The sequence below is a fragment of the Pseudomonas sp. EU05-FHT14B02 genome, from assembly GCF_058791055.1.
In genome coordinates this window covers 1-24,947 of the sequence record NZ_JBYTDD010000046.1, presented here as the reverse complement: position 1 = coordinate 24,947, position 24,947 = coordinate 1, and the positions used below count along the sequence as shown (strand labels likewise).

Below are 24,947 nucleotides of genomic sequence, written 5' to 3'. Positions count from 1 at the left end.
GCCCGCGATAGCGGTGTATCAGTCAACGTAGATGTGGCTGACAGAATGCAATCGCGGGCAAGCCCGCTCCCACAGGAACCGAGTCAGGCATCTCGACCTGCAAGACCCTGCGGTCTTTGGGAGCTTCACCATGTTGAACACCCTTCTTCCAATCCTGTTGTTCGCCGCCCTGGGCCTTGGTGTCCTGGGCGCGTTGCGGCGGGTGGCCATGTGGCGCCGGGGCCGAGCCTCCAAGGTCGACCTGATCGGCGGCCTGTTCGCCATGCCCAAGCGCTACATGGTCGACTTGCACCATGTGGTAGCGCGGGACAAATACATTGCCAACACCCACGTCGCCACGGCTGGCGGTGCGGTGGCGTCCATCGTACTGGCGATTCTGGTGCATGGTTTCGGCCTGCATAACCGCTTTCTCGGCTATGCGTTGTTGCTGATGTCGGCGGTGATGTTCGTCGGCGCGATCTTTGTTTACCTGCGTCGGCGCAATCCGCCGTCGCGCCTGTCGAAAGGCCCGTGGATGCGCCTGCCGAAAAGCCTGATGGCGTTCTCGGCCTCGTTCTTCCTGTTGACCCTGCCGGTGGCGGGCATCCTGCCGGAAAATTTCGGTGGCTGGCTGTTGGCGGCGATTCTCGGGGTTGGCGTGTTGTGGGGCGTGTCTGAACTGTTCTTCGGCATGACCTGGGGCGGGCCGATGAAACACGCCTTTGCTGGTGCCCTGCACCTGGCTTGGCACCGCCGCGCCGAACGCTTTGGTGGTGGTCGTTCCACGGGGTTGAAACCGTTGGATCTTAGCGACTTGACCGCGCCACTGGGTGTGGAAAAACCCAAGGATTTCACCTGGAACCAGTTGCTCGGCTTCGACGCCTGCGTGCAGTGCGGTAAATGCGAAGCAGCGTGCCCGGCCTTCGCCGCCGGTCAGCCGCTGAACCCGAAAAAACTGATTCAGGACATGGTCGTCGGCCTGGCCGGTGGCACCGATGCCAAGTTCGCCGGCAGCCCGTACCCAGGCAAAGCCATTGGCGAACACGCGGGCAATCCGCATCAGCCGATCGTCAACGGTCTGGTAGATGCCGAGACGCTGTGGTCGTGCACCACCTGCCGCGCTTGCGTCGAGGAATGCCCGATGATGATCGAGCACGTCGATGCCATCGTCGACATGCGCCGTCATCTGACCCTGGAAAAAGGCGCGACCCCGAACAAGGGTGCCGAAGTCCTGGAAAACCTGATCGCCACCGACAACCCTGGCGGTTTCGCTCCGGGCGGACGGATGAACTGGGCAGCAGACCTGAACCTCAACCTGCTTAGCGAAAAGAAATCCACCGACGTGCTGTTCTGGGTCGGCGATGGCGCCTTCGACATGCGTAATCAGCGCACCCTGCGCGCCTTCGTCAAAGTGCTCAAGGCGGCGAAAATCGACTTCGCCGTGCTCGGCCTCGAAGAGCGCGACAGCGGTGACGTGGCCCGGCGCCTGGGCGACGAAGCAACCTTCCAGCTGTTGGCCAAGCGCAACATCCAGACCCTGGCCAAATACAGCTTCAACCGCATCGTCACCTGCGACCCGCACAGCTTCCACGTGCTGAAAAACGAGTACGGTGCCTTCGATGGTAACTACCTGGTGCAGCACCACAGCACCTACATGGCGGAAATCATCGATGCTGGCGCGCTCAATCTCGGTCAGCACAAAGGCGATAGCGTGACCTATCACGATCCGTGCTACCTCGGCCGTTACAACGGCGAATACGAGGCACCGCGCCAGGTACTGCGCGCCCTCGGGATTGAAGTGAAAGAAATGCAGCGCTCCGGCTTCCGCTCCCGCTGCTGCGGCGGTGGTGGCGGCGCTCCGATCACCGACATTCCCGGCAAGCAGCGCATTCCCGACATGCGCATGGAAGACATCCGCGAAACCGGCGCCGAACTGGTGGCCGTGGGTTGTCCACAGTGCACCGCGATGCTTGAAGGCGTGGTCGAACCACGTCCGCTGATCAAGGACATCGCCGAGCTGGTGGCTGATGCGTTGCTCGAAGATGCCGCGCCAGGAAAGCCTTCGGCACCGGCCAAACGTGAACCAGCGGAGGTGCATTGATGAGTGACATTATCCGCCGCGACCCTCGGGCCGAATGGATCGCCCGCAACCGTCTGCACCCGCTGCACGCGGCCATGCAACCGGCGCAACACAGCTGGATGGGACCGAACGGTGTCATCCGCAAGAATCCTCACGGGATCGGTTTTATCGGTCCCAATGGAATCAAACGGATCGACCGCAGTGGCGCTCAGCAGGGCGGGGCGACTAAACGCTCGGCCGCGGTTGAAGTGCAATTGCCGCTGCATCAGGTGGCCGCGCCAGCGTTTTACATCAGCGTGGTACCAGACATGGTTGGCGGCCGCTTGAGCAGCCACGACCGCGATCTGCTGGGCCTGGCCCATCAATTGGCCGGCAAGGACGGCGCGGTATTGGCCGTGGTGTTCGGCGAGCACAAGGAAAACACTTTCGCCACGGCGGGCGTCGACCGCCTGCTGGTGCTGGAAGGCGAAGAATTCAGCGGTTATGCACCGGAACAACGGGTCCAGGGCCTGCGGGCTGTGGATAACCAGTTCAGCCCGCGTCACTGGTTGCTGCCGGACAGCCGCAGCGGTGGCGGCGAGCTGGGGCGGCGCTTTGCTGCCGCACTGGGCGAACGCCCGGCCACGCGGGTCTGGCAGGTCAAGGATCAGGAGTGCATCGGCCGCGCCGGCGCGGGTCTGCAAGACCTTGCCCGTCCACTGGCGCGACTGATCCTGGCGGCTGCCGAGTGCGCCGAACCGGTCAGCGAAACCCGTCACGAAGCGCTGCCCGTGGAGTTATCCACAACCGTGGCACGCAGCCTGTCGCGGATCGAAGATCTGGGCGCGGTGGCCGTCGATCCGGCGGCCATCCCCATGGCCGAAGCCGAGTTCATTTTCTCCGGCGGCAACGGGGTCAAGGATTGGGGACTTTTCCACAGAACCGCCGAAGCCCTCGGCGCGACCGAAGGCGCATCGCGGGTGGCGGTGGACGACGGCTTCATGGCTCGCGATCGTCAGGTCGGGGCATCCGGCACCTGGGTCACCGCACGGGTCTATGTGGCGGTGGGGATTTCCGGAGCGATCCAGCACCTGCAAGGCATTGGTGCCTGCGACAAGGTGGTGGCGATCAACCTCGACCCTGGTTGCGACATGATCAAGCGTGCGGACCTCTCGGTGATCGGCGAGAGCGCGGAGATTCTTCAAGCCTTGATCGACGCGGTAGCGGCTTACCGCAACGACGCCAAGCGCGATGCGGCTTAAGGGAAGGAAAGGGTTATGAGCACGAAAATCATCAGCCTGGTGTCCATCGGCGCCCACCCTACGTCCGGTCGGCCGCGTCGCGCGGAACAGGATGCGCGGGCGGTGGAACTGGGTCTGCAATTGGCTGGGGATAACTTGCAGGTACTGCATGCCGGCGACATCACCGAGCCTGCATTGCGCGCGTATCTGGGCATGGGCCTGGAACAACTGCACGTGCTGGAACAACCACAAGGCGCCGATGCGCTGCCGGCGCTGACCGATTATCTGCGCGATGCCGGGGCCCAGGTGGTGTTGACCGGCAGCCAGGCGGAAACCGGCGAAGGTTCGGGCATGTTGCCATTCCTCCTCGCTGAAAACCTGGGCTGGCCGCTGGTGGTGGGCTTGGCGCAAGTCGAGTCCATTGATGGCGGTTCGGCGCTGGTGCTGCAAGCGTTGCCGCGTGGTCAGCGTCGTCGCTTGAAGGTTCGCTTGCCGTTCCTGGCAACTGTGGATAACGCCGCGCCCAAGCCTCGGCAGAGTGCCTACGGCCCGGCCCGACGCGGCGTGCTGCAAGCACAGGACGTCGAGGTCATCGACGATGAACTGCTCGCGGTCGCCACCCTGCAGCCGGCCAAGCCGCGGCCCAAGCGCCTTAAAGTGATCAAGGCCAAGAGCGGCGCCGATCGCATGAAAGCCGCGACGGCCAAGGCCAGCGGTGGCGGTGGGCAAGTGCTCAAGGGCGTTACGGCGCAGGCGGGGGCAGAAGCGATCCTTAAGTTGTTGATTGAGGAAGGTGTGGTCCGCTGACCCGGTTTCAGCATAGATCTCCTGTAGGAGCGAGCCTGCTCGCGATGGTGGTTAACGATGACGCGGGATGCCTGAATGACTGTGGTGTCCTCAGGTTTTTCGCGAGCAGGCTCGCTCCTACAACTTTGATCTTCGGTGAACGCTAACACTGGTCCCACCGGATGCCTGCATTACCAGAATTCACGGGGAAACAATGACAGTTGAATTTCGTTCGGCAGTCCGCGCGGATGCGCGTGAGATTGCGCGGTTGTTCCAGATTTCATCCGAAGGCGCTTCAGACTACATCTGGAGCCAGATCGCAGAGCCCGGCCAGGATCTGTTGGACGTCGGCGCCATTCGGTATGCCCGCGACGACGTGGATTTCTCTTACCAGAACTGCCTGATTGCCGAGGCCAATGGCCAGGTCATTGGCATGATGCACAGCTACGTGATGCGCCACGATCCACTGGCGGAGCCGACGACCGACCCGGTACTGGCGCCTTACGCCGACATGGAAGTGCCCGACACGCTCTATATCTCCAGCCTTGCCCTGTACGAGGGCTGGCGCAACAGGGGCCTGGGCGTGCAGTTTCTCGCCCATGCTCAAGAACGTGCCGACCAACTGGGGCTCAATGGCCTGAGCCTGATCGACTATGCCGCCAACACTGGCGCCCGGCGCTTTTATGAGCGGCACGGTTTCAAGATCATCAAAACCTGCCAGGTCACCCCTCATCCCATGATCCGTGTCACTGGTGACGCCTATCTTATGCACAGGCCCTGAGTCTGCGGGGGGGGGGGGGCTAACCAGCGAAGGTTATCCACAACGCCACGCGCCCTCGTCCCACGTTGACGAGGGCGGTGAGCTACAGTTTTCTATGCGCTGATCAAGGGTGCGACACGCTTTCGGGAGTTTTCAGACGTTCAGCGCTGACTCATGAAATCCGGTTTTTATGACTGGCTTGAACATGAAGACTTTCGCTCTTCTGGCGCTTTTTGCATCGACCCTGTGGATATCCACCGGCTTGCTGTCTGCTGTCCCGGCAAACGTGCCCGTGGCTGATCAGGACTTTTATCAATGGCTGGAAACCGGGCAGGGGCGCGACGCGTCCCTGGCGCAGCTACGGCAACAGTGCGACAAGGTACTGGATGCCGATAAGCACCTCAGCTGTTCGGTGACGGTCCTGGCCAGAATGCTCGAAGCCAAGGCCGCCAACCAAATCCCCGAATACTATCTGGCCATCAAGGGCAAGCATGCCCGGGCGATTGCGGCCGATGCAGATCTGAATGCCCTGTTCTCCATGTTTGGCAGCGAATCACTGGCTATTCTGACGAGGGCTGGCAATTTCTTGGTCAAGGGATCTGCGCGACATGAGGTGCTGCAGCTCCATCCTCATGCCAATGACTTCTACATCGCTGAACAATCGCTGCCATTTATCGAGGTCGGAACGGCCAACGGTGTCTCGGCGCGTTTTGTACTGGACACGGGGGCACCGCAAACCCGGGTCAACATTGAAACTGCGAAACAGATGGGGATCAGGATGTTGCCCGATGCTCATTATCGCTACAGCACGTTTTATGGCGAAAGGGGCCTGGCCGCGAGGTTGGGAATTCTCGGGTCACTGAGAGTCGGCACCCGTGAGTTCAGGAACGTCCTGGTCTTTGTCAGCGACCGGGATAATTTGTTGGGGCTGGATCTGATCAGCAAGCTGGGGCGCTTGAAGATAACCAGGAGAACACTGGAACTTAATCCGCCGCCTGCCCGGCGCTGTGATGCGCCAATTGTCTTGAGCCGCCTGGATCTCAACCAACGGCTGGTAGTTGCCGCACAGCTGGATCGTCGGGCAACGCAAGCCATCATCGATACGGGAAATGTCGACTACCTGACGGCCGCGTCGCCCGGCAGGCAAGTCAGCGTGGCGCAGGCGCTGACACCGGGAGGCTCGAACGTTTACACCGGCGACGATAAGCACTTTCAACGCTTCACCGGCGTATTGGCCCTGCAAGGCGACACCTTGGTGGTCAGCTACAAATACTACCCGGGCTTTACCATCCCGCCGTCGTTGGTGGGCGGGCAATACGTGCCGTCGATATTACTCGGATGGCGCGCCTTCAAAGACTTTGAATTGAGCCTGGATCTCGATTCAGGTCGCTCATGCCTCAATAGAGTCTGAACAGATTGGATGGTTACCCACAATCCCTGTTGGTGGTTCTGTGGATAACATGTTCGCCCCTCGCTACACCCCATACAAATCAAGCCTTGCATGGCGTCGATCAAAAAACACCCAGCCTGGCTCGTGGTTTTTCCATGCTTTTTCAAGGGGATATGTGCTGCTGCTGATGCAGACTTGCCCCCAATCTCTGTTGGCGCTTCTGTGGATAAGGTGTTTGCCATCCTCTGAAAGCCTTACAGTCCGTGACTTTCAGGCTTCTGGTTAAAAAATGAGCAGCGCGCCAGTGGAAGCATGCTTCTGGATAAGTCACGTTTTTTCTTTGGTTTTTGTGAAGATATTTTGCAGTCTTTCCACAGTTGTCCCCAATAGCTGTGGGTGGAGATGTGGATAACTTGTTTGCGGAAGGCTGGGAGGCGTGCGCAGCATAGCTCTGAACGAAATAGATCATATTTCGTACAGTTCTAAAGATAGAGGAATGTGTAGCGGGGAGAAAACCTGTTGCGAGCAAGCCCCTTGTAGGAGCGAGCTTGCTCGCGATGGTCGTGAACGATGACGCGAAAAGACAGATGACCAGCGGTGCCCCTGGATTTTTCGCGAGCAGGCTCGCTCCTACAGGGGCATGCTTTAGCCTTGAACCGGAACCCCTTTGAGGTAAGGCGCAGGCTCGGCACCCAAGTTGCTCAGCAGGCGCTCGCTGTACCAGTCCACAAAGTTCACCACACCGAACTCATAGGTCTTGGAGTACGGACCAGGCTGGTACGCGGTGGAGTTGATGCCGCGCTGGTTTTCTTCGGCCAGGCGACGGTCCTGGTCGTTGGTGGCGTCCCAGACCTGGCGCATGCGCTCCACGTCGTAGTCCACGCCTTCGACCGCGTCCTTGTGCACGATCCACTTGGTGGTGACCATGGTTTCCTGGGCGCTGATCGGCCACACGGTGAACACGATGATGTGGTCGCCCATGCAGTGGTTCCAGGAGTGCGGCAGGTGCAGGATGCGCATCGAGCCCAGGTCCGGGTTCTTGATGCGACCCATCAGCTTGGCGCAGCCCTGCTTGCCGTCCATGGTCATCGACACGGTGCCCTTGAGCAGCGGCATGCGCACGATGCGGTTGCGCAGGCCGAAGCTGGCGTGGGCGTAAGGGATCTTCTCGGCTTCCCAGGCAGCGGCGGAGGCGGCTACGTGGTCCTTGAAGGCCTGGTCGGCGCGCGGGTCGGTGACGTCGTCCCACTCCAGCAGGGTTTTCAGCAGTTCCGGGTGCGACGCGTTGCAGTGGTAGCACTCGCGGTTGTTTTCCAGCACCAGTTTCCAGTTGGCCTTTTCCATCAAGGTGGTTTGCACCGCCACCTTGGTGTTCTCCATGTCGTACGGTTCCATGTAGTGGTTGAGCGTCGACAGGAAGTCATCGATGGCCGGCGGGTTCTCCGCCAGGCTGATGAAGATGTAGCCGCCGGCGGTCTTCACGTTCACCGGCTTGAGGCCGTACTGGTTCATGTCGAAGTCGGCGCCCATTTCGGTGCCGGCGAACAGCAGGCGGCCGTCGAGTTCGTAGGTCCACTGGTGATAGTGGCAAACCAGCTTGGCGACCTTGCCCTTGTCGCTGGTGCACAGGCGCGAGCCACGGTGGCGGCAGACGTTATGGAACGCGTGCACCACGCCTTCGGCGCCACGGATCACGATGATCGGGTTCTTGCCGATCTGCAGGGTCAGGTAGTTGCCCTTGGTAGGGATCTCGCAGGTCATGCCGGCGATCAACCACTCTTTCTGAAAGATCTCCTGCATGTCGATATCAAACAGGCGCTCGTCGGAGTAAAACGGCTGCGGCAGCGAGAACGTGCGCTCGCGCTCTTGCAGCATCTGCGCGGTGGCCTTGCGTGCGGGTTCCAGCGGATCGCCCAGGCTCAGGGTAGTAGTGACGTCCATCGTGTATTTCCTCAAGGCCATCTGCGTGGCCGCGAAAGTGGCTGATCAGGGTTGCTACGCAAGGTGTAAAGAATGTGTCTTGGTATGGGGCGAGTGTGGGGCCGGCGCAGGCCAGAACCTTATCCATGGGCGACATGGTGCAATCTGTTCCCGACGCGCAAGCCCCAGTCGTTGGGGGCTGGTCGCGATAAGCATGTCAATGTCGCAGATAGGTAAATGGGTGATCTGCGCTATACGCAGAATCGCCAACATGAAGGCCGGCAGTCGGCCGTGGAGATCAGCATGTCCAATAGTTTCCTGAATCCGGTAACCACCCAGACCTGGGCCAATGGTCGGCACATCGTCCGTTGCGTCAAAGTCATCCAGGAAACCTGGGATGTGCGCACCTTCTGCTTCATGGCCGATCAGCCGATCATGTTCTTCTTCAAACCGGGGCAGTTTGTCACCCTGGAGCTGGAGATTGAAGGCCAGCCGATCATGCGTTCGTACACCATTTCCAGCTCGCCATCGGTGCCGTACAGCTTTTCGGTGACCATCAAGCGCGTACCGGGTGGCAAGGTCTCCAACTGGCTGCACGACACTCTGCACGAAGGTCAGGAGCTGGCGGTGCACGGACCGGTCGGGCTGTTCAATGCCATGGACTTCACCGCGCCAAAGGTGCTTTACCTCAGCGGCGGCGTCGGTATCACGCCGGTCATGTCCATGGCGCGCTGGTTCTACGACACCAACGGCAATGTCGACATGGTGTTTATCCACAGCGCCCGTTCGCCCAAGGACATCATTTACCACCGTGAGCTGGAACACATGGCGTCGCGGATCGACAACTTCAGCCTGCACCTGATCTGCGAGAAGCACGGTATGGGTGAGCCCTGGGCCGGTTATCGCGGTTACCTGAACCACAGAATGCTTGAATTGATGGCGCCGGACTTCCTTGAGCGCGAAGTGTTCTGCTGCGGCCCGACACCGTATATGAATGCGGTCAAGCGCTTGCTGGAAGCCGCTGGCTTCGACATGTCGCGTTATCACGAAGAATCCTTCGGCGCGACCCCGCCAGAGGCGCGCGCCGACGCCGTGGAACACGCCGAGCAAGCGGCCGAGGCGCCGGAAGTCGACGTAGCGGATCTGCACGAGGTTGAGTTTACGGCGTCCGGCAAGAGCATCCGCGTGGCCCCGGGCGAGACCGTGCATGCGGCGGCGGCCAAGGTCGGCCTGATGATTCCGAAAGCATGCGGCATGGGGATCTGCGGCACTTGCAAGGTGTTGAAGCTGGGTGGTGAAGTGGAAATGGACCACAACGGCGGGATCACCGAGGAAGATGAAGCTGAAGGGTTCATTCTTTCGTGCTGCAGCGTGCCTAAAGGCGACGTGCGCATCGAGTTCTAATGGTTGCGCAATAGTCCCTGTAGGAGCGAGCCTGCTCGCGATGGACGTCAACGATAACGCTGACAACCTGACCCCCCGCGGTGTTCTCAGGTTCATCGCGAGCAGGCTCGCTCCTACAGGGGAGGGTGTTTAGTCGATAAACAAGTCGGTCATCAGCTTGTCGTTGCTGTCCGGCGCGAACCGATAGTGTTTGAACTCAGTCACCCCGTTTTCTCGCAGTATTTCCTCATCGATCAGCAAACGCCCGGTCAGGCTGCGGTTTGCGCTGCTCAGAATCACATGCGCCGCATCCGCCATGATCGCGGGCAGTCGCGCATGCTTGAACGATTCCCTCGACCCCAACTGAAACTCGATGGCTGCAGTGGCGATCATCGTCTGTGGCCACAGCGAGTTTACGCTGATGCCGTAATTCCTGAATTCCTCGCTCATGCCCAGGGTCAGCATGCTCATGCCGTACTTGGTCACGGTATAAGGGCTGTATTGGGCGAACCATTTGGTGGCCAGGTTCAGCGGTGGCGACAGGTTCAGGATGTGCCCGGCAGACTTCTTCAAATAGGGCAGGGCAGCCTGGCTGCACAGCAATACGGCGCGGGTGTTGATCTGGTGCATCAGGTCAAAGCGCTTGAGTTCGAGATGTTGAACCCCGGTGAGCTTGATTGCCCCGGCATTGTTGATCAGTGCATCGATGCCACCGAAATGTTCGTTGGCCTGGGCCAGGGCCTGATGCACGGCATCTTCATCGCGCACATCCACTTGCAGGGCCAGTGCCTTGCCGCCTGCGGCTTCGACTTCCTGGGCCACGCTGAAAATCGTGCCGGGTAATTTGGGGTGTGGCGACGCACTTTTCGCCGCAATCACAATGTTGGCCCCGTCGCGTGCGGCCCGCAGCGCAATCTCACGGCCAATACCGCGGCTGGCGCCGGTGATGAACAGGGTTTTGCCTTGCAATGACATGCGTACGCTCCTGATTATTGTTATCTGTAAGGATCGACAGACAATGTAGACCAAGACTTCAGGTGCGAACGGTCAGGCTGTGGAGCTTTTTGTAGGAGCGAGCTTGCTCGCGATGGACTTGAAGGCGCTGCGTTTATCCAGAAAGCACGCGTTTTCGTTAGCGCCCATCGCGAGCAAGCTCGCTCCTACAGGAGGGGGTTAATGCGACATCACCTCGCGAATGTCCTTCGCCAATTCACGCACGCGCTCTTGCTCGGTGTCCCACGAGCACATGAAGCGTGCGCCGCCGTTGCCGATGAAGGTGTAGAAGCGCCAGCCCTTGGCGGTCAGTGCGGCGATGGCCGGTTCCGACAGTTGCAGGAAGACGCCGTTGGCCTGTACCGGGAACATCAGCTCAACACCTGGAATGTCGCTGACCAGTTCGGCCAGCAACTGCGCGCAGTGGTTGGCGTGGTTGGCGTATTTGAGCCAGGCGTCGTTTTCCAGGATGCCGACCCACGGCGCCGACAGGAAGCGCATCTTTGAAGCAAGCTGTCCGGCCTGTTTGCAGCGGTAATCGAAGTCTTCGGCCAGTTTGTGGTTGAAGAACAGAATCGCCTCGCCCACGGCCATGCCGTTCTTCGTGCCGCCGAAGCACAGCACGTCGACGCCGGCCTTCCAGGTCAGGTCAGCCGGGGTGCAGCCGAGGAAGGCGCAGGCGTTGGAGAATCGTGCGCCGTCCATGTGCAGGTTCAGGCCCAGTTCCTTGCAGGTGGCGCTGATGGCGCGGATTTCGTCCGGGGTGTAGACGCTGCCGACTTCGGTGGCCTGGGTCAGGGTCACCACACGGGGTTTCGGGTAGTGGATGTCCTGGCGCTTGAGCGCGACCTCGCGGATCGATTCCGGGGTCAACTTGCCGTTTTCAGTACGGGCGATCAGCAGTTTGGAGCCGTTGGAGAAGAATTCCGGGGCGCCGCATTCGTCGGTTTCGACGTGGGCAGTTTCCGAGCAGATCACGCTGTGGTAACTCTGGCACAACGACGACAGCGCCAACGAGTTGGCGGCGGTGCCGTTGAAGGCAAAAAACACTTCGCAGTCGGTTTCGAACAGTTTGCGGAATCCGTCGGAGGCGCGGGCGGTCCACTCGTCGTCGCCGTATGCGCGCTGGTGGCCGTGGTTGGCCTGCTCCATGGCGGCCCAGGCTTCAGGGCAGATGCCGGAATAGTTGTCGCTGGCGAATTGTTGGCTCTTGTCGGTCATGGCCTGCTTCCGTGGTCGAGATGCCTATGGTGAAGCGTCCCGTGGTCAATGAGGGTGCGCACTGTACCCAAGATCGTCAGGTGGAGGTGCACAGGATGTCGCTGTCGGGAACATACACAGTTGAAGGGCAATTATGCACGTGACGATGCACAAGGCCATGCACTTAAAGCAGCGCGACGGGGCACTGGATCTGCTCAAGTGGCTGGCGCTTTTAAGCATGGTGCTCGATCACCTGCGATATGTCGGTTATTCCGCCGATCTGTTGTATGTGCCGGGGCGGCTGGCATTCCCGTGGTTCTGCCTGGCGATGGCGGCCAATCTGTCACGAAAGCCTGTTGTGGTGAACGGTAGGCAATGGCGCTATCTGGGCTGGTTGTTGCTGTTTAGCGCGGTGAGTGAAATTCCTTACCGGATGTATATTCACAATCCCGACACCTTGAACGTGTTGCCCACCCTTGCGCTGGGCTTGCTGGTGATTCGTGGTTGGCAGCAGCCGGTGCTTGCGTCGCGCCTGCTGGCCGTCGGCGCGTTGCTGCTGGCAGGGTTTTTCTCCCAGCGATTGATGTTCGGTTTCTTTGGCGTTCTATTGCCGCTGGCGATGCTGCTGGTACTGCAACGGCCTTGGTATTTCGCGCTATTGGCGGGGCTGGTCTGTCTGGCGGCCAATCAATGGCAGGTGCTGTATCACGCCGCTCGCCTGGGCAATGTCGCGGCGTTTCCGGCCATCGTCACGTGCCTGATTGCGCCATGGCTCGGGCTGTTCTTGTTGCGACACGCAAAGGGCGTAAATCCACCACCGATGCGGCGTTGGGCATATGCCCTGTATCCCGCGCATTTCGTCGCTTTGCTGACTTTGCGTCAGGTGCTCGCATAACCCTGTGGGAGCGGGCTTGCTCGCGAAAGCGGGGTGTCAGTCACTTCAATACTTACTGATACGCAGAATTCGCGAGCAAGCCCGCTCCCACAAGGGATCCAGGCTGATTTGAGGTTTGCTTGCGGCTTGCCATTTCCCGCCATGTCGTAAACGCACCTTTGCGTGGCGCCCGTAGGCATTTGACGACTCCAAGCCAGTCATACCATCGCTACCAAAGGGCACTGCCGAAAAGCCAGTGCCTCACCGAGACGAATGGCGCACCGCCGCCGCTGGGAGAGACGCGATGTTCAGCAAGCAAGACAAGATCCAGGGTTACGACGATGCACTGCTGGCGGCGATGAATGCCGAGGAGCAACGTCAGGAAGATCACATCGAGCTGATCGCGTCAGAGAACTACACCAGCAAGCGCGTCATGGAAGCGCAAGGCAGTGGCCTGACCAACAAATACGCCGAAGGTTATCCGGGCAAGCGCTACTACGGTGGCTGCGAACACGTCGACAAGGTTGAGGCGCTGGCCATCGAGCGCGCCAAGCAACTGTTCGGTGCCGATTACGCCAACGTCCAGCCGCACTCCGGTTCCTCGGCCAACAGCGCCGTGTACCTGGCCCTGCTGCAAGCCGGCGACACCATTCTCGGCATGAGCCTGGCCCACGGCGGTCACCTGACCCACGGCGCCAAAGTGTCGTCCTCGGGCAAGTTGTACAACGCCGTGCAGTACGGCATCGACACCAACACCGGCCTGATCGATTACGACGAAGTCGAGCGTCTGGCCGTCGAGCACAAGCCGAAGATGATCGTTGCTGGCTTCTCGGCCTACTCCAAGACCCTCGACTTCCCGCGCTTCCGCCAGATCGCCGACAAGGTCGGTGCGCTGCTGTTCGTCGACATGGCCCACGTGGCCGGTCTGGTTGCCGCTGGTCTGTACCCGAACCCGCTGCCTTACGCCGATGTGGTCACCACCACTACCCACAAGACCCTGCGCGGTCCACGTGGTGGCCTGATCCTGGCCAAGTCCAACGAAGAAATCGAGAAGAAGCTCAACGCAGCCGTTTTCCCCGGTGCCCAGGGCGGCCCGCTGATGCACGTGATCGCCGGTAAGGCGGTGTGCTTCAAGGAAGCGCTGGAGCCTGGCTTCAAGGCTTATCAGCAGCAAGTGATCGACAACGCCCAGGCCATGGCCGGCGTGTTTATCAAACGCGGCTACGATGTAGTGTCCGGCGGTACCGACAACCACCTGTTCCTGGTCAGCCTGATCCGTCAGGGCCTCACCGGCAAAGAGGCGGATGCAGCACTCGGTCGCGCCCACATCACTGTGAACAAGAACGCTGTCCCGAACGATCCACAGTCGCCGTTCGTGACCTCTGGCCTGCGCATCGGCACCCCGGCGGTCACCACTCGCGGCTTCAAGGTGACCCAGTGCGTCACGCTGGCCGGCTGGATCTGCGACATCCTCGACAACCTCGGCGACGCCGATGTCGAGGCCAATGTCGCCGAGCAAGTGGCAGCCCTGTGCGCGGACTTCCCGGTTTATCGCTGAGTGCGGTTTTGGAGTAAATGACTATGCAACGCTACTCGGGCTTCGGCCTCTTCAAACACTCTCTCAGCCATCATGAAAACTGGCAGCGCATGTGGCGCACGCCGACCCCGAAAAAGGTCTACGACGTGGTTATCGTCGGCGGTGGCGGGCATGGTCTGGCGACCGCCTACTACCTGGCCAAGGAACACGGCATCACCAACGTGGCCGTGGTCGAGAAAGGCTGGCTGGGCGGCGGTAACACCGCGCGCAACACCACCATCGTTCGCTCCAACTACCTGTGGGACGAGTCGGCGCACCTGTACGAACACGCGATGAAACTGTGGGAAGGCCTGTCCCAGGACCTCAACTACAACGTGATGTTCTCCCAGCGTGGCGTCTACAACCTGTGCCACACCCTGCAGGACATTCGTGATTCCGAGCGTCGGGTCAGCGCCAACCGCCTCAACGGCGTGGATGGCGAACTGCTCGATGCCAAGCAAGTGGCGGACGAGATCCCGTACCTCGACTGCTCCAAGAACACCCGCTACCCGGTGATGGGCGCTACCGTCCAGCGTCGCGGCGGCGTGGCCCGTCACGATGCCGTGGCCTGGGGCTTTGCCCGGGCCGCCGACGCCCTCGGCGTGGACTTGATCCAGCAGACCGAAGTGATCGGTTTCCGCAAGGAAAACGGCGTGTGCATCGGCGTTGAAACCAACAAGGGCTTCATCGGCGCCAAGCGCGTCGGCGTAGTGACCGCCGGTAACTCCGGGCACATGGCCAAGCTCGCCGGTTTCCGTCTGCCGATCGAATCCCACCCGCTGCAAGCGCTGGTGTCCGAGCCGATCAAGCCGATTATCGACAGCGTGATCATGTCCAACGCCGTACACGGTTACATCAGCCAGTCCGACAAGGGCGACCTGGTGATCGGCGCCGGTATCGACGGCTACAACGGCTACGGCCAGCGTGGTTCGTACCCGGTGATCGAACACACCATCCAGGCCATCGTCGAGATGTTCCCGGTGCTGTCGCGGGTACGCATGAACCGTCAGTGGGGCGGCATCGTCGACACCACGCCGGATGCCTGCCCGATCATTTCGAAAACCCCGGTACCGAACATGTTCTTCAACTGCGGTTGGGGCACCGGCGGCTTCAAGGCAACACCTGGCTCGGGCAACGTATTTGCCGCAAGCCTGGCCAAGGGTGAAATGCACCCACTGGCCGCACCTTTCTCCATCGACCGTTTCCACAGCGGTGCGTTGATCGACGAACACGGCGCTGCAGCAGTCGCCCACTAACAGGAGAAATCCCTATGTTGCATATCTTCTGTCCTCACTGCGGCGAACTGCGCTCCGAAGAGGAATTCCATGCATCCGGCCAGGCGCACATCCCGCGCCCACTGGACCCGAGCAGTTGCACCGACGAGGAGTGGGGCGACTACATGTTCTTCCGCGATAACCCGCGCGGTCTGCACCACGAGCTGTGGGATCACGTTGCCGGTTGCCGTCAGTACTTCAACGTCACCCGCGACACCGTGACCTACGAGATTCTCGAAACCTACAAGATCGGCACCAAGCCACAATTCACCGACAAGACCGATAGCCCGAAAGCGGCCAGCACGGCTCTGGGAGAGAAGGTATGAGCCAGATCAATCGCCTGTCCAACGGCGGACGGATCGACCGCAACAAAGTCTTGACCTTCACCTTCAACGGCCAGAACTACAAAGGCTTCGAAGGCGATTCCCTGGCCGCTGCACTGCTGGCCAACGGCGTCGATATCATCGGTCGCAGCTTCAAGTATTCTCGTCCGCGCGGCATCTTCGCCGCCGGTGCCGAAGAGCCGAACGCGGTGCTGCAGATCGGCGCCACCGAAGCCACGCAGATCCCGAACGTGCGTGCTACGCAACAGGCGCTGTATCAGGGCCTGGTCGCCACCAGCACCAACGGCTGGCCGAGCGTGAACAACGACATGATGGGGATTCTCGGCAAGGTCGGCGGCAAGCTGATGCCACCGGGCTTCTACTACAAAACCTTCATGTACCCGCAATCGTTCTGGATGACCTACGAGAAGTACATTCGTAAGGCCGCCGGTCTTGGTCGCTCGCCGACCGAAAACGATCCGGACACCTACGACTACATGAACCAGCACTGCGACGTGCTGATCGTCGGTGCCGGCCCTGCTGGCCTGGCGGCTGCCCTGGCGGCTGCGCGCAGCGGTGCCCGGGTGATCCTCGCCGATGAACAGGAAGAGTTCGGCGGCAGCCTGCTCGATTCCCGCGAAAGCCTCGACGGCAAGCCTGCGATGGAGTGGGTGGCCAGCGTCATCGACGAGCTGAAGAACACCCCGGACGTGCTGCTGTTGCCGCGCGCCACCGTCAACGGCTACCACGACCACAACTTCCTGACCATTCACGAGCGCCTGACCGATCACCTCGGCGACCGCGCACCGATTGGCCAGGTGCGTCAGCGCATTCACCGGGTCCGCGCCAATCGCGTGGTACTGGCAACCGGCGCTCACGAGCGTCCATTGGTCTACGGCAACAACGACGTGCCGGGCAACATGCTCGCCGGCGCCATCTCGACCTACGTGCGTCGTTACGGCGTGGCACCAGGCAAGAAGCTGGTGCTGTCGACCAATAACGACCACGCCTACCGTGTTGCCCTGGATTGGCTCGATGCCAGCCTGCAAGTGGTGGCCATTGCCGACGCCCGCAGCAATCCGCGTGGTGCGCTGGTGGAAGAAGCCCGCGCCAAAGGCATCCGCATCCTCACCGGCAGTGCCGTGATCGAGGCTCGTGGCAGCAAGCACGTGACCGCTGCCCGTGTGGCCGCCATCGACGTCAAAGCCCACACCGTGACCAGCCCTGGCGAATGGCTCGACTGCGACGTGGTCGCCAGCTCCGGTGGCTACAGCCCGGTGGTTCACTTGGCTTCGCACCTGGGTGGCAAGCCGATCTGGCGTGAAGACATCCTCGGTTTCGTACCGGGCGAAGCACCGCAGAAACGCGTGTGTGTCGGCGGCATCAACGGCGTCTACGGCCTTGGCGATTCCCTGGCCGACGGTTTTGAAGGTGGCGCTCGCGCCGCTGCTGAAGCCGGATTCCAGACGGTTGAAGGCGTACTGCCGAAAGCCCTGAGCCGTCTCGAAGAGCCGACCCTGGCGCTGTTCCAGGTGCCCCATGAAAAGAGCACCGCACGGGCACCGAAGCAATTCGTCGACCTGCAAAACGACGTCACCGCCGCCGCCATCGAACTGGCGACCCGCGAGGGCTTCGAGTCGGTCGAGCACGTCAAGCGCTACACCGCGCTGGGCTTCGGCACCGATCAGGGCAAGCTCGGCAACGTCAACGGCCTGGCCATCGCTGCCCGCTCGCTGAACGTGACCATCCCGCAGATGGGCACCACCATGTTCCGTCCGAACTACACGCCGGTGACTTTCGGTGCCGTGGCCGGTCGTCACTGTGGGCACATCTTCGAGCCGGTACGTTACACCGCACTGCATCAATGGCACCTGAAAAACGGCGCCGAGTTCGAAGACGTCGGCCAATGGAAGCGTCCTTGGTACTTCCCGAAATCCGGTGAAGACCTGCATGCCGCGGTGAAGCGCGAATGCAAAGCCGTGCGCGACAGCGTCGGCCTGCTCGATGCTTCGACCCTGGGCAAGATCGACATCCAGGGCCCGGATGCGCGTGAGTTCCTCAACCGCGTCTACACCAACGCCTGGACCAAGCTCGATGTGGGCAAGGCCCGTTACGGCCTGATGTGCAAAGAAGACGGCATGGTCTTCGACGACGGCGTGACGGCTTGCCTGGCCGACAACCATTTCGTCATGACCACCACCACCGGCGGCGCGGCTCGTGTGCTGCAGTGGCTGGAGCTGTACCACCAGACCGAATGGCCGGACATGAAGGTGTACTTCACCTCCGTCACCGACCACTGGGCGACCATGACCCTGTCCGGGCCGAACAGCCGCAAGCTGCTTGCTGAAGTCACCGACATCGACCTGAGCAGCGAAGCCTTCCCGTTCATGACCTGGAAAGAAGGTCTGGTCGGTGGTGTGCCGGCGCGGGTGTTCCGGATTTCGTTTACCGGTGAACTGTCGTACGAAGTCAACGTGCAAGCCGACTACGCCATGGGCGTGCTGGAAAAAATCGTCGACGCTGGCAAGAAGTACAACCTGACGCCGTACGGCACCGAAACCATGCACGTACTGCGGGCCGAGAAGGGTTTCATCATCGTCGGTCAGGACACTGACAGCTCGATGACCCCGGACGACCTGAACATGGGCTGGTGTGTCGGTCGCACCAAACCGTTCTCGTGGATCGGCTGGCGCGGCATGAACCGCGAAGACTGTGTGCGTGATCAGCGCAAACAGCTGGTTGGCCTGAAGCCGATCGATCCGACGAAGTGGCTGCCGGAAGGTGCGCAACTGGTGTTCAACACCAAGCAAGCCATCCCGATGACCATGGTGGGTCACGTGACTTCCAGTTACCTGCACAACTCCCTGGGCTATTCGTTTGCCATGGGCGTGGTCAAGGGCGGGTTGCAGCGGATGGGCGAGCGAGTGTTCGCACCGCTGGCCGACGGCAGCGTGATCGAGGCGGAAATCGTTTCTTCGGTGTTCTTCGATCCGAAGGGTGAGCGCCAGAACGTGTAAGGGCTTCGGGTCCTGTGGGGTGTGAGCTGCCGCCATCGCGAGCAAGCTCGCTCCCACAGGAGATCGTCTAACCCTTGTGGGAGCAAGCTTGCTCGCGATGGCGATAGAACAGCCACCACAAGGGCCAGAACCAACAGAATTCAAAACAGGTGCTTTATGACCGCAGCCAATGTTTACCAACAACGCCCAACCTCCGGGGCCAAGGCCGAGTCGTCGCTGCATCACGCCGATCTCGCCAGCCTGGTGGGCAAGGGTCGCAAGAACGCCGGCGTGACCGTGCGCGAGAAAAAACTCCTCGGCCACCTTACCATCCGCGGCGATGGCCACGATGCCGCGTTTGCCGCGGGCGTGCACAAGGCCCTAGGCATCGAGTTGCCGGGCGCGCTGAGCGTCATCGTCAAAGGCGAAACCAGTCTGCAATGGATGGGGCCGGATGAGTGGCTGCTGATCGTGCCGACCGGTGAAGAACTTGCCGCCGAGCAAAAACTGCGCGCAGCACTGGGCGATTTGCACATTGCAATCGTCAACGTCAGCGGCGGCCAGCAACTCCTCGAACTGAGCGGCCCGAACGTGCGCCAGGTACTGATGAAGTCCACCAGCTACGACGTGCACCCGAACAACTTCCCGGTGGGCAAAGCCGTCGGCACGGTGTTCGCCAAGTCGCAATTGATGATCCGTCACACCGCCGAAGACACCTGGGAACTGCTGATTCGTCGCAGCTTCTCGGATTACTGGTGGCTGTGGTTGCAGGACGCTTCTGCCGAGTACGGCCTCAGCGTTCAGGCTTGATCACCACCGTCACTGTAGGAGCGAGCCTGCTCGCGATGGACTTGAGAGCGACGCGTTAAATCAGGAAGTACGCGTCATCGTTGACGTCCATCGCGAGCAGGCTCGCTCCTACAGGAAGGCTGTTCCGTTTACAGATATCACAGGAGTCACCGCACCATGAGCCGCGCCCCAGACACATGGATTCTGACCGCCGACTGCCCCAGCGTCCTCGGCACCGTGGACGCGGTGACCCGCTTTCTGTTCGAGCAGGGCTGCTACGTCACCGAGCACCATTCCTTCGATGACCGACTCTCGGGCCGTTTCTTCATTCGTGTGGAATTCCGCCAGCCTGACGGTTTCGACGAGCAGTCCTTCCGCGCGGGCCTCGCCGAGCGCGGTGAAGCCTTCGGCATGATCTTCGAACTGACCGCGCCGAACTACCGGCCGAAAGTGGTGATCATGGTTTCCAAGGCTGATCACTGCCTCAACGATTTGCTCTATCGCCAGCGCATCGGCCAGTTGTCGATGGACGTGGCCGCCGTGGTCTCCAACCACCCGGACCTCAAGCCACTGGCTGACTGGCACCAGATTCCGTACTACCACTTCCCGCTGGATCCGAACGACAAGCCGTCCCAGGAACGTCAGGTCTGGCAGGTCATTGAAGAGTCCGGTGCGGAACTGGTGATCCTTGCGCGCTACATGCAAGTGCTGTCGCCGGAGCTATGCCGCAAGCTCGATGGCAAGGCGATCAACATCCACCACTCCCTGCTGCCCGGTTTCAAGGGCGCCAAGCCCTACCACCAGGCCTACAACAAGGGTGTGAAGCTGGTGGGCGCCACAGCGCATTACATCAACAACGACCTGGATGAAGGCCCGATCATTGCCCAGGGTGTGGAGGCAGTGGACCACAGCCATTATCCGGAAGACCTGATCGCCAAGGGGCGGGATATCGAAGGGCTGACACTGGCGCGGGCCGTCGGGTATCACATTGAGAGAAGGGTGTTTTTGAACGCCAATCGTACGGTCGTTCTTTAAATCGCCATCGCGAGCAAGCTCGCTCCCACAGTGGATCGGGGGCGGACACAAGATTTGTGAACGACACAAAAACCTGTGGGAGCGAGCTTGCTCGCGATGAGGCCCTTATAAGCAACACAAATGACAACGGCAATAACCCGAGCATTTAACGCGCTGCCTGCCTGGGCAACGCGGTTCCATAAAAACAACAGCGAGGTGAAAGCATGTCTGGCAATCGTGGTGTGGTGTATCTCGGCGCTGGCAAGGTCGAAGTGCAGAGTATTGATTATCCGAAAATGCAGGACCCGCGTGGCAGGAAAATTAACCACGCGGTCATCCTGCGCGTGGTTTCCACCAATATCTGTGGTTCCGACCAGCACATGGTGCGCGGCCGTACCACCGCTCAAACCGGCCTGGTCCTGGGTCACGAGATCACCGGTGAAGTGATCGAAAAGGGCAGCGACGTCGAGAACCTGCAGATCGGCGACCTGGTGTCCGTACCGTTCAACGTGGCTTGCGGGCGCTGCCGTTCCTGCAAAGAAATGCACACAGGCGTCTGCCTGAGCGTCAACCCGGCGCGTCCGGGCGGTGCTTATGGTTACGTCGACATGGGCGACTGGACCGGTGGCCAGGCCGAATACGCCATGGTGCCGTACGCCGACTTCAACCTGCTGAAACTGCCGGATCGCGACCGGGCGATGGAAAAAATCCGCGACCTGACCTGCCTCTCCGACATCCTGCCGACCGGCTATCACGGTGCCGTGACCGCTGGTGTCGGCCCGGGCAGCACCGTGTACATCGCCGGTGCCGGTCCGGTCGGTTTGGCGGCGGCTGCTTCAGCCCGTCTGTTGGGCGCGGCGGTGGTGATCATCGGTGACGTCAACACCGTTCGCCTGGCTCACGCCAAGGCTCAGGGCTTCGAGATCGCCGACTTGTCCCTGGACACGCCGCTGCACGAACAGATCGCTGCACTGCTGGGCGAGCCGGAAGTGGATTGCGCCATCGACGCCGTTGGTTTCGAGGCCCGTGGCCATGGCCATGACGGCGTGAAACACGAAGCCCCGGCCACCGTGCTCAACTCGCTGATGGGCGTGGTGCGTGTGGCAGGCAAGATCGGCATCCCCGGCCTCTACGTGACCGAAGACCCGGGCGCTGTCGACGCTGCCGCGAAAATGGGCAGCCTGAGCATCCGCTTCGGCCTGGGCTGGGCCAAGTCCCACAGCTTCCACACCGGCCAGACCCCGGTGATGAAGTACAACCGCGCGCTGATGCAAGCGATCATGTGGGACCGCATCAACATCGCCGAAGTGGTGGGCGTTCAGGTGATCAGCCTGGATCAGGCTCCGCAGGGTTATGGCGAGTTCGATGCGGGCGTGCCGAAGAAGTTTGTGATTGATCCGCATAAGATGTTTAGTGCGGCGTAAGTCGCGCGGTAAAAAAGGGCGACATACTGTCGCCCTTTGTCTTTAAGAGTGTCTGACGTTAGGAAACAGGTAACGTTGTCCTAGAGGAAGATCGGGAAGCCCTGCCAAGCCACGAACTATTGCTGAAGCTTTAGCGGGTGAAGTGTATGGATTGGTTCTGGCCACGAGTCTGATGTTCTCCATGGCTTCATTGCTCACGGGTACGACTGTTATGCCACCATCGAGTGTGTTTTCCACTCGCACAATGGAAGGTGGAAGGCTTTTTGGAATGGGTTCGTAGGTGGATTTTAATGCCTGTAAAGTATTAGAAGTCCCCGTCGGCGAATGGGGGCGCTCGCTATGAGCTCCGAAAGGCATTGTTGACTCTGATTTTGGAGTTTGTCCTTGACCAATTGTATTGATCTTGGGCGTACGTTTTAGATATGTGCTTGTCGTATTCGAAATTGGTTCCGCAGATTGCTTTGCAATGTTACGTGCGTGGGACGGTGTTCTCCCAAGTCTATTCATTATTCCCTTGAAGGCGCGGAGGAAAATATTTGAGTGTCCTGTCGGATCAGTTCGATTTACCGGATCCCCCACACAATACGCATACCCATTCAACCCGCCCTCCCCAAACGGACTCCAACTGTCCGGGCTGTTAAACCGCATCAACACCGGGTTAAACGCCCGATAGCCGTTCCCCAACAAATAACACCCCGTCACCAGATCCGGCCGTTCGCCGTTGAAGCCGAGCAGGCTGAGCAAGCCACTTTCCGCAGGGCGATGACCATAGGGTGAATAGGCGAGGGGATGTAGTCGAGCGACATCAAGTACATTCAAAACCGAACGCTGTTGATCCGTGGCGAGCAAGCGGGTTTCTGCTGTGCTGCTCTGACGCTGCTGCTGAGCCAGCAGTTTATCGTCGTGCTGCATGATCGAATGCTGCACCACACCTTGAATCTCCGTGGCCAGACGATCTTTCAAGTAAAAGCGTCGGGTGGGGGACTGCGCAGAGGGCGTGCAATCAACCAGACGATCCAGTGGGTCGTAGCGGTAACTGCAGAGCCGCGTTTCTCGATTGGGGAGCATGGCCGGGTTCCTGAATGAGTTTGTCGATCCAGGGTTTTACTGTGGCGCATTCGAACAGAGCTGCCTACTGGCAGATCTGATAGTGCCGCAGGCTTCAGGGCTGCTTTGTGACGAGCGGATGGTAAATGGATGGAGATCTGAGGAACATGCCCGCGTCTGCCCGGTCAAATCGGCAGCTTTGCGCCCGTAAGCCGGGCGTTTTTCATGGCACAAGAGGATGTCTGAATGAAGATTTCACGCGGTTTTGCACTGGCATCACTCCTGACCCTGGCAGCCAGCCCGGTCTTCGCACAGTTCAATTTGGGCGATGCGGTCAATGCCATTGCCGGCATGCAGGGCGATGACGCGGCCGCGACTGCTGCACCGACACCGCAGACCGCCAACCTGCTGAGCACCCTCAGTGAATTGGACATCACCCCAGAGCAAGCCGTTGGCGGTGCCGGGGCGATGCTGGGGCTGGCGAAGAACCAGTTGAGCTCGACCGACTACTCGGAATTGGCCAAAAGCGTGCCGGGCATCGACATGCTCTCGGGCGGCGGGGAATTGGGGGCACTGGCCGGTCTGCTCGGCTCCAGCGGCAAAGCAGCAGGGCTGGACAACGCCTTGGGCAACGTCAAGGACACCAACGACCTGAACAACGCCTTCAGCGCCCTGGGCATGGACAGCGGCATGATCGGCCAGTTTGCCCCGGTACTCCTGCAATACTTCGGTCAGCAGGGCGTCGGCGGTTCGCTGCTGAGCAGCCTGGGCAGCATCTGGGGCACCGACACCGACACCGGTAGCTGATTCAGCGGCTCCCGGCGCGTAACTCCTCGATGCGCCGGTCCTTCTCGATCCAGAGCTGGTTGACCCAGTTCTGGACCTTCTCGCGAAACGCAGGGTCGTTTTCGTAATCGCCCTGCCACAGCGCCGGGTCGAGTTCGCGAGTCTTGATGTCGATGATGACCCGCGGAACGTTGCCGCTGATCAAGTCCCAGAACCCCGGAATCGTCTGCTGCGGGAAAACCACTGTCACATCGAGGATCGCGTCCAGCTGCTCACCCATCGCCGCCAGCACAAAGGCCACCCCGCCGGCCTTGGGCTTGAGCAGGTGATTGAACGGTGACTGTTGCTGGGCACATTTAGCCGCCGTGAAGCGGGTGCCTTCGAGGTAGTTGACCACCGTCACCGGTTGGCGCTTGAACAATTCACAAGCCTGTCTGGTGATTTCCAGATCCTTGCCGGCCAGTTCCGGGTATTTGGCCAGGAACGCCTTGCTGTAGCGCTTCATGAACGGGTAGTCCAGCGCCCACCACGCCAGGCCCAGGAAGGGCACCCAGATCAGCTCTTTCTTGAGGAAGAATTTGAAGAACGGCGTGCGCCGGTTCAGCGTCTGGATCAGCGCCGGGATGTCGACCCAGGATTGATGGTTGCTGATCACCAGATATGAAGTGTCGCGACGCAGATCGTCACCGCCACGGATGTCCCATTGGGTAGGGATGCAGACACGGAAGATCAGCTTGTCGATCTCGGACCAGGTCTCGGCGATCCACATCACCGACCATGAGGCGTAATCGCGAAAACGGCCAGGCAGGATCAGTTTGAGCAGGGCAAACACCATCAACGGTCCGATCAGGATCAGGGTGTTGAGCAGGAGCAGCAGGGTCACGAAACAGCCGGTGAGCAGGCGGCGCATAAGTCACTCGTGGAAGCGGTTGGGCGCGCAATGATAAGCAGCTTCGGGCGACAGGCCAAATCGGTGCTGACGAATGTTTCACCATTGGATGGGTAGGCTGGGTTGGAGTATCCGGTCACATTACTGTGGCGATTGTACCGGCCTCTTCGCGGGCAAGCCCGCTCCCACATCTATGGATCCCCCCATTTCTGCAATACTGGTTTTGATGCGTGTTTGGCTTGCT

General features: G+C 60.5%; 20 protein-coding genes. 15 read left to right on the top strand and 5 right to left on the bottom strand.

The window, feature by feature from the left end:
• Positions 1-130: 130 nt before the first annotated feature.
• The 5 genes from dgcB (at position 131) to AC3WTM_RS28685 (ending at position 6,236) form a co-directional block, all read left to right on the top strand.
• The gene (gene dgcB / locus AC3WTM_RS28705) at positions 131-2,080 is read left to right on the top strand and encodes a dimethylglycine demethylation protein DgcB (RefSeq protein WP_102672498.1); all 1,950 of its coding nucleotides are present in this window, start codon (positions 131-133) and stop codon (positions 2,078-2,080) included.
• A complete protein-coding gene (etfA, locus tag AC3WTM_RS28700) occupies positions 2,080-3,300 on the top strand; it encodes an electron transfer flavoprotein subunit alpha (RefSeq protein WP_102672497.1) in 1,221 nt (406 codons plus the stop codon). Before dgcB ends, etfA begins: the two co-directional genes overlap by 1 nt.
• Positions 3,301-3,315: 15 nt before the next feature.
• Positions 3,316-4,086, top strand: coding sequence for an electron transfer flavoprotein subunit beta (gene etfB / locus AC3WTM_RS28695; protein ID WP_090451839.1), 771 nt, complete (start codon positions 3,316-3,318; stop codon positions 4,084-4,086).
• Positions 4,087-4,279: 193 nt separating this feature from the next.
• The gene (locus AC3WTM_RS28690; protein ID WP_102672496.1) at positions 4,280-4,846 is read left to right on the top strand and encodes a GNAT family N-acetyltransferase; all 567 of its coding nucleotides are present in this window, start codon (positions 4,280-4,282) and stop codon (positions 4,844-4,846) included.
• Positions 4,847-5,030: 184 nt separating this feature from the next.
• Positions 5,031-6,236, top strand: coding sequence for a retropepsin-like aspartic protease (locus AC3WTM_RS28685; RefSeq protein ID WP_256586122.1), 1,206 nt, complete (start codon positions 5,031-5,033; stop codon positions 6,234-6,236).
• Positions 6,237-6,860: 624 nt separating this feature from the next.
• On the opposite strand, the gene gbca is transcribed toward AC3WTM_RS28685, so the two are convergent.
• On the bottom strand, positions 6,861-8,156 hold the full coding sequence (gene gbca / locus AC3WTM_RS28680; protein ID WP_057712996.1) for a glycine betaine monooxygenase oxygenase subunit: 1,296 nt from the start codon (positions 8,154-8,156) through the stop codon (positions 6,861-6,863).
• A 282-nt stretch (positions 8,157-8,438) separates the two neighbouring features.
• Here gbca and gbcB point away from each other — a divergent pair, with 282 nt between their 5' ends.
• Entirely contained in the window at positions 8,439-9,539 is a 1,101-nt protein-coding gene (gene gbcB / locus AC3WTM_RS28675; RefSeq protein ID WP_102672494.1) for a glycine betaine monooxygenase reductase subunit, read from the top strand.
• Positions 9,540-9,668: 129 nt separating this feature from the next.
• Here gbcB and AC3WTM_RS28670 read toward each other — a convergent pair whose 3' ends face one another.
• Both AC3WTM_RS28670 and AC3WTM_RS28665 read right to left on the bottom strand, forming a co-directional pair.
• Complete coding sequence (locus AC3WTM_RS28670; protein WP_102672493.1) at positions 9,669-10,493, bottom strand: SDR family oxidoreductase; 825 nt, start codon at positions 10,491-10,493, stop codon at positions 9,669-9,671.
• A gap of 198 nt (positions 10,494-10,691) precedes the next feature.
• Positions 10,692-11,732, bottom strand: coding sequence for a threonine aldolase family protein (locus tag AC3WTM_RS28665; RefSeq protein ID WP_090451829.1), 1,041 nt, complete (start codon positions 11,730-11,732; stop codon positions 10,692-10,694).
• Positions 11,733-11,889: 157 nt separating this feature from the next.
• Here AC3WTM_RS28665 and AC3WTM_RS28660 point away from each other — a divergent pair, with 157 nt between their 5' ends.
• From AC3WTM_RS28660 to fdhA, 8 genes are all read left to right on the top strand, one after another.
• Positions 11,890-12,606 (top strand): TraX family protein, encoded by a 717-nt coding sequence (locus tag AC3WTM_RS28660; RefSeq protein ID WP_102672504.1) that lies wholly within the window; start codon positions 11,890-11,892, stop codon positions 12,604-12,606.
• A 283-nt stretch (positions 12,607-12,889) separates the two neighbouring features.
• The gene (glyA, locus tag AC3WTM_RS28655; protein ID WP_102672492.1) at positions 12,890-14,143 is read left to right on the top strand and encodes a serine hydroxymethyltransferase; all 1,254 of its coding nucleotides are present in this window, start codon (positions 12,890-12,892) and stop codon (positions 14,141-14,143) included.
• Between the two features lie 23 nt (positions 14,144-14,166).
• Positions 14,167-15,417 (top strand): sarcosine oxidase subunit beta, encoded by a 1,251-nt coding sequence (locus tag AC3WTM_RS28650; RefSeq protein ID WP_007936415.1) that lies wholly within the window; start codon positions 14,167-14,169, stop codon positions 15,415-15,417.
• Between the two features lie 14 nt (positions 15,418-15,431).
• Complete coding sequence (locus tag AC3WTM_RS28645; protein WP_057713000.1) at positions 15,432-15,761, top strand: sarcosine oxidase subunit delta; 330 nt, start codon at positions 15,432-15,434, stop codon at positions 15,759-15,761.
• Positions 15,758-18,775 (top strand): sarcosine oxidase subunit alpha, encoded by a 3,018-nt coding sequence (locus AC3WTM_RS28640; RefSeq protein ID WP_102672491.1) that lies wholly within the window; start codon positions 15,758-15,760, stop codon positions 18,773-18,775. The genes AC3WTM_RS28645 and AC3WTM_RS28640 overlap by 4 nt, the downstream gene beginning before the upstream one ends.
• Positions 18,776-18,931: 156 nt before the next feature.
• Positions 18,932-19,564, top strand: a complete 633-nt coding sequence (locus AC3WTM_RS28635; RefSeq protein ID WP_007994422.1) for a sarcosine oxidase subunit gamma — start codon at positions 18,932-18,934, stop codon at positions 19,562-19,564.
• Positions 19,565-19,720: 156 nt separating this feature from the next.
• Positions 19,721-20,578, top strand: coding sequence for a formyltetrahydrofolate deformylase (purU, locus tag AC3WTM_RS28630; RefSeq protein ID WP_007981374.1), 858 nt, complete (start codon positions 19,721-19,723; stop codon positions 20,576-20,578).
• A 203-nt stretch (positions 20,579-20,781) separates the two neighbouring features.
• Positions 20,782-21,981, top strand: a complete 1,200-nt coding sequence (gene fdhA / locus AC3WTM_RS28625) for a formaldehyde dehydrogenase, glutathione-independent (RefSeq protein WP_090451825.1) — start codon at positions 20,782-20,784, stop codon at positions 21,979-21,981.
• A 42-nt stretch (positions 21,982-22,023) separates the two neighbouring features.
• On the opposite strand, the gene AC3WTM_RS28620 is transcribed toward fdhA, so the two are convergent.
• The gene (locus tag AC3WTM_RS28620; RefSeq protein ID WP_256586123.1) at positions 22,024-23,049 is read right to left on the bottom strand and encodes an RHS repeat-associated core domain-containing protein; all 1,026 of its coding nucleotides are present in this window, start codon (positions 23,047-23,049) and stop codon (positions 22,024-22,026) included.
• A gap of 225 nt (positions 23,050-23,274) precedes the next feature.
• Between AC3WTM_RS28620 and AC3WTM_RS28615 the strand changes: the two genes are divergently transcribed.
• A complete protein-coding gene (locus tag AC3WTM_RS28615; protein ID WP_102672911.1) occupies positions 23,275-23,835 on the top strand; it encodes a DUF2780 domain-containing protein in 561 nt (186 codons plus the stop codon).
• Position 23,836: 1 nt separating this feature from the next.
• On the opposite strand, the gene yihG is transcribed toward AC3WTM_RS28615, so the two are convergent.
• On the bottom strand, positions 23,837-24,724 hold the full coding sequence (yihG, locus tag AC3WTM_RS28610) for a 1-acylglycerol-3-phosphate O-acyltransferase, YihG family (RefSeq protein WP_102672912.1): 888 nt from the start codon (positions 24,722-24,724) through the stop codon (positions 23,837-23,839).
• Positions 24,725-24,947 lie beyond the last annotated feature (223 nt).